The organism is Paenibacillus sp. RC21, from assembly GCF_044907935.1.
GTDB lineage: Bacteria > Bacillota > Bacilli > Paenibacillales > Paenibacillaceae > Paenibacillus > Paenibacillus terrae_A.
Genome location: NZ_JBIYCS010000007.1, coordinates 1 through 13,879 on the forward strand (window position 1 = coordinate 1; position 13,879 = coordinate 13,879).

General features: G+C 46.5%; 1 protein-coding gene and 1 pseudogene. Both read left to right on the forward strand.

From position 1 onward, the window contains the following. Window positions 1-17 precede the first annotated feature (17 nt). Entirely contained in the window at window positions 18-5,252 is a 5,235-nt protein-coding gene (locus ABIA61_RS20320) for an amino acid adenylation domain-containing protein (RefSeq protein WP_404581179.1), read from the forward strand. Between the two features lie 11 nt (window positions 5,253-5,263). Next, window positions 5,264-13,795 (forward strand): annotated as a pseudogene (locus ABIA61_RS20330) (amino acid adenylation domain-containing protein); the annotation flags it as partial. Between the last annotated feature and the right edge of the window lie 84 nt (window positions 13,796-13,879).

A 13,879-nucleotide genomic window follows, 5' to 3' on the forward strand; every position in this document is an offset into this window, starting at 1 on the left:
ACAGTGAAGAAGTGACGGTGCAGTGGACAGCGGGAGAGACGGAGCAGTTGCTCAAGCAAAGTCACCGGGCATATACGACAGAGATGAATGATCTGCTGCTGACCGCACTGGGACGGGCCATACAGGCATGGACGGGCATCACGGAAGTAGCGATCAGCCTGGAGGGGCATGGAAGAGAGGCAATCGTGCCGGAACTGGATGTGACACGGACGGTAGGATGGTTCACCAGTCGCTATCCGGTACGGCTGTCCTTTCCGGCAGGGCAGGCATTATCCGTGCAAATCAAGACGGTGAAGGAGGAGCTGCGGCGGGTTCCCAACAAAGGTATAGGGTATGGGCTGCTGCGCTACACCTCGGATCAGACCGAGGATGGACCGGCTGGTCAAACACCGGAAATCAGCTTTAACTATCTGGGGCAATATGATTTGAAACCGGATGGTCATATGCGACCATCACCGTATCATGGCGGCCTAACTGTAAGCGAGCGTCATGTTCGTACGTACCTTCTTGAGATACACGGAATGGTTTATGAGGGGAAATTGTCGCTGACTATTTCCTATAGCCACACCCAGTACAAGAAGGAGTCCATAGAACAGCTTGGCAACTGCCTGAGAACGAGTCTGCAGGAAATTATACTTCATTGTATTTCTAAAGAAGGAACAGAACTCACACCTAGTGATGTATCGTTTTCTGAAATGGAAATCTCCGAGTTGGACCGTTTGATCCAATCTACACAACAGCTGGGTGAATTGGAGAGCTTATATCCGATGACACCGATGCAAAAAGGCATGTTGTTTCACAGTTTGCTCGATTCCCAATCGGAGGCCTATTTTGAACAGATGATCATTCATTTGGAGGGTCATCTGGATATGGATATTCTTGCTCAAAGTCTCAACAGATTAGGACAGCGACATGCTGTGTTCAGAACCAGCTTTTATAGTGGCTGGAACAAGGAAGCTCTGCAAGTGGTATTTCAAAAAAGCCGAATTGATCTGGTTTATCAGGACATCAATTGCATTGATAAATCAGAACGAAACGATAGGGTGTTCAATTTGGCGGCTGAAGACCGAAGAAGAGGCTTTGATCTAGAGCAAGACCCGCTAACGAGGTTTACGGTTTTGCAATCAGGTCCTGATGAATACGATTTGATCTGGAGTTTTCATCATATGTTAATGGATGGCTGGTGCATTCCGATGGTTACACAAGAACTGTTTGAGCTTTATGATGCCATCAGCCAGCGTCGTCCTCCCCGGCTGAAAGAAGTTTTTCCGTACAGCAGCTATGTGAACTGGCTTGGAGCGCAGAATCAGAAGGAGGCATCCGATTACTGGAAACATTACTTGGCAGGTTATGAAGGGCATACCAGCCTATCATCCGTTTTACCAGCGTCTCCTGTTGGAGCGCCATATCAAGCGAAGCTGGCTTGGAGCTTGGGAGAAGACCTGACAACTAAATTAAAAAACACAGCCATCCGTCAGCATGTTACTGTCAATACCTTGATGCAAACGGTGTGGGGCCTGCTGCTGCAGCGATATAATAACACCACTGATGTCGTGTTCGGCAGTGTTGTATCTGGTAGACCGCCTCATTTGCCCGGAATTCAGGACATGATCGGTTTGTTTATCAATACCGTGCCTGTTCGTATTCAGTGCAGTCCAGATCAGACTTTTTCTGAAATCATCCGTATCGTACAACAACAAGCTGTTGCTTCACACAGCTATGAGACGTTCCCGCTATATGAAATTCAGGCACAAACAGAGCAAAAACAAAAGTTAATCAGCCATATTATGGTTTTTGAAAATTACCCGATTGAACAGGCTCTGATACAAGGCAGTGATCCGGAAGCAACATCATTGCAGATTTTGGACGTCAAGACATCTGAGCAAACCAATTATGATTTCATGATAAGTGTCGTTCCTGGTGAAAATATGCAAATCGAATTTCAATACAACACAGAGACATACAGCCATGCACATGTGGCAAGGATGAAGGGACATCTAGAGCGTATAATTACCCAAGTTACCAATTTACCAGACCTTGTAATCCGCAAGCTGGATATACTGACACGCGAGGAATCCCAAAATATTCTTGAACACTTTAACAATACAGCGGCAGTTATCCCGGAACATATTCTTATTCATCAATTTTTTGAAGCACAAGCAGCCCGAACACCAGAGCGCATCGCACTGGTATATGGTGAGGTACAAATGACTTACGCAGAATTAAACGCGCAAGCCAACAGGTTGGCTCGCACATTAAGAAAAGCAGGCGTTCGTGAGGATCACCCTGTAGCTATGCTATTTGAGCGTTCACCCCAGGTCATTCTCAGTATGCTGGCCATTTGGAAAGCGGGCGGGGCATATGTACCCATTGATCCAGAATATCCGGCGAGCAGAATCGAGTACATGCTAGAGGATTCGGGGGCAGCGGTTTTGCTGACGGACTATCATACGCAGCACCATATAAACTTTGCTGGAGAGAGCATAATAGTTGATCACACGCCATGCGGTGATGAGGATTCCCACAATTTGGTATGCAATTGTTCCATTTCTAATTTGGCTTATATCATTTATACATCGGGGTCAACCGGCCAGCCTAAAGGCGTGGCGGTAGAGCATCGTTCCGTCTTGAATTTTCTTCATACATTAGAACAACGGGGTCCACTTGAACCGGAAGATGTACTTTTGCAAAAAACTTCTGTCTCTTTCGACGCATCTGTGTGGGAATTGTGCTGGTGGATGCTAAAGGGCGCTTGTCTCAGTATACTGGAGCCCGGAGAAGAGAAAGACCCGGCAGCTATCACAGCCGCCGTCCAACGATACGGGGTGTCACATCTCGAATTCGCACCCTCCATGCTTCAAGCTTTTGTAGATTATGTTCGCGAGTACAGCGCAGCAGATCAGCTTGCAACATTAAAATATATATCGGTTGGGGGCGAAATGCTGTCGTCGTCATTAGCCCGGCAATTTTATGATGTGCTGACAATCCCGAATGGATCGCAGTTGTATAACACCTATGGGCCTACTGAAGCAACCGTTGAAGTTGCCAGTTACTTGTGTCATGATCAGCACTTTGAAAATAGCATCCCTATCGGTACGCCCAATCTCAATACTCGTCTATACATTTTAAATGAATTTTTACAGCCGCAGCCTATTGGAATCGCAGGCGAACTTTACATTGCGGGAGCTGGTGTGGCAAGAGGATACGTGAATCAACCGGAAGCAACCGCTTCCCGTTTTGTGCCGGACCCGTTCCAGACCGAACCGAACGCGAAAATGTATCGCACCGGAGACTTGGCGGTCTTTGGGCCAGAAGGATATGTGTACTGTCTTGGCCGTCTGGACGATCAGGTTAAGATCCGGGGATTCCGTATTGAAATGGGTGAGATCGAAAACATACTGCTTAAGCTGGAATCTGTTCAGGAAGCGATCGTGCTGGCAAGAGATGATGGCGACGGGGACAAGGTTTTATGCGCTTATATTACAGCAGGGAAACACCTCTCCACCAAAGATGTACGTACAGCAGTTGCACGTTATCTGCCTGCATACATGGTTCCTTCCTATGTAATACAACTAGATCGTATGCCGTGGACAACCAGCGGGAAAATCAATCGCCAGGCATTGCCTGTACCAGCCGCAGATCAGCAGTCAGCTGAAGTCTACATTCCGCCACGCACACATACGGAACAGCTGCTTGCAGCGATATGGGCTGACATATTGAAAAGAGAACGAGTGAGCATCACGGATCATTTCTTTGATATCGGCGGTCATTCACTTAAAGCAACTCAACTTGTAGCCAAAATTCATAAGGAACTGAATGCGAAAGTTACACTCAAGGATATTTTCACATACCCGACAATTGAAGACATGGCGGGGTATGTAGACCGGATGGAGAACCGTACATCGTATACTCCTATACCGAAAGCCCCGGAGAGTGTGTATTACCCTGTTTCTTCCGCACAGAAGCGGCTGTTTATAGCAAGCCAGTCTACAGGTGGAGAAATGGCCTACAATATGCCTGCTGTGCTGATTGTGGAAGGGGCTTTGGATGTAGATCGACTGGAATATTCGTTGAGGCAATTGATTCAACGGCACGAGCCTTTGCGAACGGGCTTTGAGGCAATTGAAGGGGAACCTGTGCAATATGTGCATGCAGAAGCAGTGTTTGACCTTGAGCAAATAACTGCTGGCGAAACAGCGGTTGACGTCATAATAAGTAACTTTATCCGGCCCTTTGAGCTTCATCGGCCTCCTTTAATGCGTGCCGGGATTGTCCCGCTTGGCAACAGTCGGCATTTGCTGTTGTTTGACATGCATCATCTGATTTCGGACGGCATTTCTATAAATATTTTCATGAAAGAATTCATTGAATTATATGAGGGTAAATCGATGCCTCCTCTTACTATTCAATACAAGGATTATGCCGTTTGGCAGCAACAGCAGCTTGAAAATGAAGAGATGAACAAGCATGCAAAATACTGGCTTAATATGTTTAATGGTGATTTACCTAAGCTTGAATTACCAACAGATTATGAACGGTTACCTGTGCAAAGTCATGAAGGCGAAGAGTTTCAATTTGAGGCGGATATTACGGTTAGCCAAGGCATTATGAACCTGGAGAAACATACAGGTGCAACCCTCCACATGATATTATTGGCAGCTTATACGGTATTGCTTGCGAAATACAGTGGGCAGGAGGATGTGATTGTGGGTACACCGATGGCGGGCAGGACGCATGTAGATACGGAGCCGTTAATTGGTATGTTCGTAAATACACTCGCTATTCGGAATTATCCCTCAGCAGAGAAATCATTCCTCACGCTTCTCCAAGAGGTCAAGGATACGATGACAAGTGCCTTCGAGCATCAAAGCTATCCATTTGAGGAATTAGTGGACAAGCTCCATTTAAAAAGGGACATTAGCCGGACTCCATTATTTGATACGATGCTTGTACTTCAAAATACAGAGGAGACGACCTTGGCAATAGAGTCACTGACATTTACGCCATACACTAATGCCTATAATACCGCAAAATTTGATCTAACCTTATATGCGACGGCTGATGAACAGGGCTTACGATTCAGTTTTGAATATGGTACTCGTCTCTTCAAGGCCAAAACGATGGAGCGCATGTCCAATGATCTGCTTCTTATACTGATTGCCATATCTACTGACCCGAGAAGGAAATTAATGGACATTTCATTGAGTGAAATGGATGAAAATGAGCTTGGACTGATTGAAATCTCGATTTAAGACATCTTTACCAAAACGGTATGGGTAGACTGATTTCACTGTACTTCCAACAATTTTCCAAGGAGAGGGCCGCAATGAACGGATTTGAAAAAGAAGGCATATTTTGGAGCGGACGTTTTGATTCTGGCAGTCGGATGACAACATTTCCCTACAGTCACCCGGAAAACGGAGGGCAGCCAGCATGGGCAACAATTCAGACTGATTTGCCTTCCGAAATATCCAGCCGTGTATTGTCTATGGCTAAGGATTCGGATATGGCAGTGTATCTGATTGTTTTAACTGGCTTGAGCGGGCTGCTGTTCAAATACACTAATGAAAAGGACCTCATTTTAGGAATTCCGACTACACAGGCTCATCAGCAAATGTATCCATATATTGAGGAAATGCTGCCTTTAAAAGTAGAAATAAGCGATTCTTCTACTTTCCGATCGCTGTTAAGGGAGGTTAACCTGTCGGTTAATGAGTCCATTAAGCATCAGAATTTCCCTTTTCACAAAATGACGGAGCATCTGCATCTACCGACTGCTGAGAACGGTATGCCTAGTGTGCATACCGTTGTGTCACTTCGTGAATTACATGCTTCCGAGTTCCGTGATATGGCAATAACCGATAGTATCTTCACGTTCAGCCAGAACATGGGGACGCTAGAGATGTCCCTCCAATACAATAGCAGGCTGTATGACGAATCTTATATGCGCAAAGTGATGGAGCACTTTATCGGCATATTTACATTGATGATGGATCAGCCTGGACTGGAATTAGGCCAAATGGACATACTGTCTGCCGCAGAGCAGCAAGAACTTTTGACCTATTTAAACGATACCACACAAGCAGATTACCCACGTGAAGAGACCATTCACGGCTTGTTTGAGAAACAAGCCTGTCTCAGACCAGATCATCCTGCTGTTGTATATCAAGATCAATGCTTAACCTACAGACAACTAAATGAGCAGGCTAATCGGCTGGCAAGAACATTAAGAGCGGAGGGAGTAGTTACCGATCACTTAGTTGGTATACTGGTTGATCGTTCTCCGGCCATGATCGTTGCAATCTTGGCCGTCTTGAAAGCTGGAGGCGCCTATGTTCCTATAGACCCTGAATACCCGCAGGAACGGATTGAGTATATGATGAATGATTCCTGCGTTCAGGTTATTTTGACACAAAGCCATCTTCAAGCGAAGGTTGGTACTTCTGCCAATGTAAAGGTTCTGCTGCTGGACGATGCACATTCGTATGCTGAGATTCACTCTAATCCTCAATATCCCGTGCATTCGCAAGCACTTGCTTATGTAATCTACACATCTGGAACTACGGGCCAACCTAAAGGGACTCTAATTGAACACAAAAATGTTGTACGGCTGTTGTTTAACAGTCAAAACCGGTTTGACTTTGGAGCGGAAGACACCTGGACGATGTTTCATTCCTATTGTTTTGACTTCTCTGTTTGGGAGATGTACGGGGCACTGCTGAACGGGGGTAAATTGGTCATCGTACCGACTTTAACGGCTAAAAATCCGCAGGAGCTCAGAAAACTGATTCTGTCTGAAAGGGTTACAGTTCTGAATCAGACGCCCACTTATTTTGCACAGCTCATTCAGGAGGAGTTCTTGTACAGTCCGACTATGCTGCATTTACGGAAAATCATTTTTGGCGGGGAAGCACTCCGTCCTGCGATACTCAAGGAATGGCGAGAAAGATATCCAGCGATACAATTAATCAATATGTACGGCATTACAGAGACGACCGTGCATGTCACGTACAAGGAAATTGGAGAGCAAGAGATAGAGTCTGGTAAAAGCAATATCGGACAACCCCTCCCGACACTGCAAGCTTACGTATTAAATAACCGGAAGCAGCTAATGCCTGTAGGCGTGCCCGGCGAATTGTATGTAGCTGGCGACGGATTAGCCAGGGGTTATTTACAAAAACCAGAGCTAACAGCAGGAAAATTTGTGGAGCATCCATTCGTGTCCGGTGCAAAAATGTATAAAACCGGAGACTTGGCCCGTCTGCTTCCAGACGGCGATCTGGAATATTTGGGACGCGCAGATCATCAGGTGAAGATCAGAGGATACCGCATTGAGCTGGGTGAAGTGGAATTACAGCTTATGAAAATCCCTTCAGTCCAGGAAACAATAGTTATTGCCAGAGAAAATGGAGCAGGGCAACAGCAGCTTTGCGCTTATGTGGTGGCAGAACAACGTGTGACGGCAGCCGGCTTGAGAGAGCAGCTTGCCCTGCATTTGCCCACATATATGATACCATCCCATTTTATTCAGTTAGAACGAATGCCGCTCACACCAAATGGGAAAATTGACCGCAAAGCTCTGCCTTCTCCCGAGACTATGGTGCATACCGATAAAGCTTATGTACCACCGAGTACGCCAGCGGAAGCTGCTTTGGCTGTCATTTGGGAAAATGTTCTTGGTGCCTCGAGAGTGGGCATTACCGATAATTTTTTTGATCTGGGAGGAGACTCCATTAAATCCATTCAGGTATCTTCCAGATTGTATCAAGCAGGATACAAGGTTGGTATGAAGGAGCTGTTCAAGTATCCGACTATTGCGGAATTAAGTCCTTACATCCAGTTAATAAGCCGGACGGTTGATCAAGGGGAAGTACAGGGGAAGATGAAATTATCCCCGATTCAACACTGGTTCTTTGAACAGATGACTACGGATGTTCATCACTTTAATCAGTCTGTCATGCTCTACCGTGCGGAATCGTTTGAGGAAACTGCGCTACGTAAAGTCATGTCGCAGCTGGTATGTCATCATGATGCGCTGCGCACGGTATTCCGGGAGAGCGGGCAAGGCTATAAAGCTTGGAATCGGGGAAGCAATGAGGGAGAAACGTTTTGCCTTTATACCTACGATTTCACCCGCGAAAAGAACCCTGCTCGTTCAATAGAGCAAAAGGTGTGGCAGATACAGGAGAGCATGGATTTGTGCAACGGTCCTCTTATAAAACTTGCTCTTTTCCGATGCGCAGAAGGCGATCACTTGTTCATCACCATTCATCATTTAGTGGTGGACGGGGTTTCATGGCGTATTTTGCTGGAAGACATAGGAACAGGATATGACCAGGCGCTTAAAGGGGAGAGTATCCAATTCCCATATAAGACAAGCTCGTACCGGGAGTGGACGGAGTGGCTTAGCGTGCATGCCAATGATTCGCATTTACAGGAAGAACGCGAGTATTGGGAACGCATGGAAGCCTTGTCTGTATCTTCTTTACCTAAGGACAGACAGGCGGATAATGGACGAATGGCTGACAACGCGGTGGTAACTGTACAGTGGACCGAAGAAGAGACACAGATGCTATTAAAGAAAACGCATCAAGCATACAATACTGAAATTAATGATCTGTTATTAACTGCACTCGGATTAGCGGTCCAGCGTTGGACCGGCTTTGAGCAGGTTATAGTTAATTTGGAGGGCCATGGACGTGAAGCCATTTCTCCGGATCTGGATATGACGCGGACGGTTGGCTGGTTCACGAGCCAATATCCGGTTCTGCTGGATATCAGCCGGAACCATACACTATCGGACCATATTAAACATGTGAAAGAAGGGCTTCGCCAGATTCCACGTAAAGGGATTGGCTATGGTCTGTTCAAATATTTGTACGCCCGACAGACGGAACGCAATGTCCTGTGCAAACCGGAAATCAGCTTTAACTATCTTGGTCAATTTGATCAGGATTTGAATAAGCAATCGCTTCGTCCATCATCTTATAGCGTCGGTCCGTTGGAAAGTGAAAATCATCCGCGACATTATGCTTTGGATTTAAACAGCATTATTTCCGGCGGTGCCTTAACCCTGTCCATAGGATACAGTGATCACCAGTATGACGAACAGACTGTGCGCCTGTTTGGTGAATATGTGCGGACGGAGCTTTGTAGAGTCATACAACACTGTGCGGCCCATACACGTACAGAGATAACACCAAGTGATGTCTCATTCCGTGGATTGACGATTCCTGTGCTTGATGAACTGGTGAAGTATACAGCGGATACTGGAGAGATCGAAAATGTATGCTCGTTAACTCCCATGCAAAAAGGCATGTTATACCACAGCCAGCTTCATACGCAGTCCGGGGCTTATTTTGAACAAGCAAATTTTAATATCCAGGGGAATTTGGATATCTCTTTAATGAAGCAAAGTTTACAGCAGCTTACGCAACGACATGCTATTTTCCGTACTAACTTTTACAGTGGCTGGAGCGATATGCCTTTTCAAGTTATTTATCGGCAAAGGAACTTTGAGTTTCATGAACAAGACATCCGGGGGATGAACAAAGAGCATCGTGAAGGCTATATAGATGCTTACACAAGGGATGATGCGTCTAGGGGCTTTGATTTGTCACAGCATGCACTTGTTAGGATGTCGGTCTTGCGTACTGATAACGCTGCTTATCGTTTTATTTGGAGTTTTCATCATATCCTCATGGACGGATGGTGTGTACCGCTGGTCCTCCGCGAACTGCTGGAAATCTACACTGCGGCACAGGAAGGACGGGAACCCCGTTTGCCTGAGGCAGTGCCCTACACGACGTATATTGAATGGCTGGAACAGCAAGATGAGGAGGCAGCAAAAACTTACTGGAAAACTTACTTGCATCAATATGAAGGGGAGACACTTCTTCCAGGAAGCAAGCTGACAGCAACCGAAGCGTTTGAAGCGAATGCCTATGATCCGCAGCAATGGACCCTCTCAGTCGATTCACAATTAACTGCCCGTTTAAGGCAGATTGCCGCTGAGCATAAGGTAACTTTAAACACACTGCTTCAAACGGCGTGGGGAATACTGCTTCAAAAGTGGAATCGTCATCAGGATGCGGTATTTGGAAGCGTTGTGTCCGGCAGACCCGCTGAAATCCCGGGAGTTGAACATATAGTTGGCTTGTTCATTAATACGGTCCCTGTGCGTGTTCGCTGTGAACCTACAGATACTTTCGATCAAGTAATGGCTCGGACTCAGCAGATGGCTATAGCCTCTCATGCTTACGACACATATCCATTGTATGAAATACAGGCCCAGTCCGGCGTATCTCGTAGTGTAATTACACACCTGCTGGTGTTTGAAAACTATCCAGTAGAGCAGGAGATGGAAGAAGTAAATGCTGGTCATCATAATTCCGGTACATTGACGGTAACAGATGCTTCACTTGATGAATATACAGGCTATGATTTTAATCTCATAATCGTTCCCGGAGAAACGCTTACCTTCCGTTTTCAGTATAACGAGCTGGCTTATGCGGAAGAAGATGTGCAACGATTGGGTGGTCATCTGCTGCAATTATTATTTCAGGTCGCACAGTGCCCGACTTTTCTTGTACAAGCATTGACCTGTATTACAGAAGATGAGCAGACACAGATATTAGATGAGTTCAATCATACGGATAGAGCATATCCGTCCAATCTGACCCTTCATCAATGGTTTGAAGAACAGGTGGTGCAGACACCGGACCAGGTTGCTGCGATAGCGGGGGATCGGCAATTCACGTACCGGGAACTTAACGGACAGGCCAATCGGTTGGCAAGGACGTTGAGATTAAACGGAACTGGACCCAACCAAATCGTCGGGCTGATGACGGATAGATCGCTGGAAATGATGGTTGGGCTGCTTGCCATACTTAAAGCTGGCGGGGCCTACATGCCGATTGACCCGCTGCTGCCTGAGGAACGCATAGCCTACATGCTGCACGATGCAGACGTAACTGTAATGCTGTTGCAGGCTCATCTTCAGCCACAAACTTCCTTTACAGGCTGCTGTCTTGTTTTGGAAGATCCGGGCTGTTACCAGGAGGATGACAGCAATTTGACTCCTGTTGCCGGTCCTGAAGATTTGGCGTATGTCATCTATACTTCAGGTACGACCGGTCATCCAAAAGGGGTTATGATTGAGCATCGTTCTGTCATAAACCGGATCCATTGGATGCAATTCAGTTATCCTCTGAACGATAAGGACGTTATTTTGCAGAAGACTACCTTTAGCTTCGATGTGTCTGTATGGGAGTTGTTCTGGTGGGGAACTCAAGGGGCAAGTGTTGTTTTTCTGGAGCCGGGAGCGGAAAAGGACCCATTTACGATCGCTCAGGTCATAGATCGCTATCAGATTTCGGTGCTACATTTTGTTCCTTCCATGCTGTCCGTTTTTCTGGATGGTGTGGCAAGTAGTATCCAGGACATATCGTTACACAGCTTGCGCTGGATATTTGCCAGTGGAGAGGCGCTGAAACCACAGCATGTTAGCCGCTTCAATTCACTGCTGCGAGAACCTAACGGGACACGGCTGGTGAATTTGTACGGTCCGACGGAAGCAGCCATTGATGTATCTTACTATGATTGTCCGGAAGGCGTGGCTCCAGGGAAAATACCTATAGGAAAACCGATTCATAACATCAAGCTGTATGTCGTAGATGCGGATCATCATTTGCAGCCAATAGGAGTTCCAGGAGAGCTATGCATCAGCGGAATCGGATTGGCTCGTGGCTACATCAACCGTCCTGAGCTGACGGCAGACAAATTTGTTGCTTGCCCGTATGCTTCCGGAGAGCGCATGTACAAAACCGGTGATTTGGCTCGCTGGTTGCCCGATGGAAATCTGGAGTATTTAGGGCGTATCGATCATCAAGTGAAAATCCGGGGTTACCGGATTGAACCTGGTGAAATCGAAGCGATGTGGCTAAAAGTACCGCATGTACATGAAGCTGTCGTCATGGCGAGGAAGGACCATACAGGTGAACCTTTCCTGTGCGGATACTTTACAGCAGCTGTTCCCATATCCGCTTCCGAGATTATGGAAACCCTGTCCCAACAGCTTCCAGCTTACATGATACCTTCTTTTGTCATGCAGCTTGACCATCTGCCTGTCACATCCAATGGAAAGCTGGATCGCAAGGCTCTCCCGGAGCCTGATAAAGTGGACTTTATGCAGGATCGGTATACTGCCCCACAAACAACACTGGAAATACAGCTATGTGGAATATGGGAGGAAGTTCTTGGTTTGTCACCGATTGGGTTGGAGGGCCATTTTTTTGAGCTTGGAGGCCATTCTCTGAAAGCAACTACACTGGTTTCCAAAATTCAAAAGAGCATGAATATACCGTTAAAAATCAGGGATGTATTCCAGCATCCGATTCTGGGACAAATGGCGCAATACATCTCGGCTCTGGAGCAGCAAATCTATATCCCGATTCCGGTGGCGGCAAGCAAAGAGCACTATCCGCTTTCTCCAGCGCAAACACGGCTATACTTGGCAGCCCAATCCCAAAGCGGCGGAACTGGATATAACATGCCAAGTGGTATGGTCATTGAGGGAGAGCTGGATATCGCTCGTCTGGAAGAAGCATTTCGACTGCTTATAGCAAGACATGAGTCGCTCCGCACGGGATTTGAGTTCATTCAGGGGCTGCCAAGACAGCGGGTGCACGCTGAGGTTCCTTTTTCCATCGACATTGTCGGGGAGGAAAAAAAGGTGGATTATGTTCGTCATTTCGTTCGGCCGTTTGAGCTGAGGCAAGCACCGCTGCTTCGAGCATCTATCATCGTGCTTGAACGGGAACGCCATATTTTGTTATTTGACATGCATCATTTGATATCTGATGGAGTATCCATGAACCTTCTCGTGCGTGAGCTGGTCAGCCTGTATGAAGGGGAGATGTTGCCGCCGCTTCGTATTCAATACAAAGATTATGCGGTGTGGGAAACGGAACATTTCCGCCGGGATCAACTCGCGAAAAAAGAAGCTTATTGGCTGAACAGGTTTAGCGAAATTCCACCGCAACTGGAACTTCCTACGGATTTTAACCGTCCGACTGTATGGAATCCAGAGGGAGCAGTCGTGTCCTTCGAGCTGGATGAAGCTTTAACAAGGTCGATAAGCAAAATGGAAGAGGACGAAAAAGTAACCCTGTATATGATCTTGCTGTCTGCTTATACGATACTTCTGTCCAAATACAGCGGTCAGGAAGATATTATTGTAGGAACTCCTGTTGCGGGTAGAACCCACGTGGATATGGAGCCGCTCATTGGCATGTTTGTAAATACTTTGGCAATCCGCACAGATCCTCAAGGTGAACTGACATTCACCAATTATTTGGGCCATGTTAAAGAAACTATGCTGTCAGCCTATGAAAACCAGGAGTACCCTTTTGAGCAGCTGATTCACCGTCTGGGCATTTCGGCACCAGCCAATCGACATCCTTTGTTTAATACGTTTTTTGTCCTGCAAAACATGAATGCTGAAGCAATTCACAGCAGTTCTCTAAGAATGGAGCCGTATGATCTAGGTGACACCACCGTGGCTAAATTTGATTTGACGCTGTACATGCATGAGGATGGAAACAGGATTTACGGAAACTTTGAATATAGCACCAGCCTTTTCAAAAAACAGATGATTGACAAGCTTGTCGCTGATTATACACATATTCTTTCAGTGGTTGCCCAACACGTCTCCATTAAAATCAATGAAATTCAATTGCAACAAGCAGAGGCCCAACCTATCGTAGACATGGACGCGATAGAGCTTAACTTTTGACGATGACAGCGGAAAGAGTGCGCTTTTGCGTGCTTTTTCCGTTCATTCTGTGCCAATTGAAGATTTGTGCTACCTGCTCGCAGC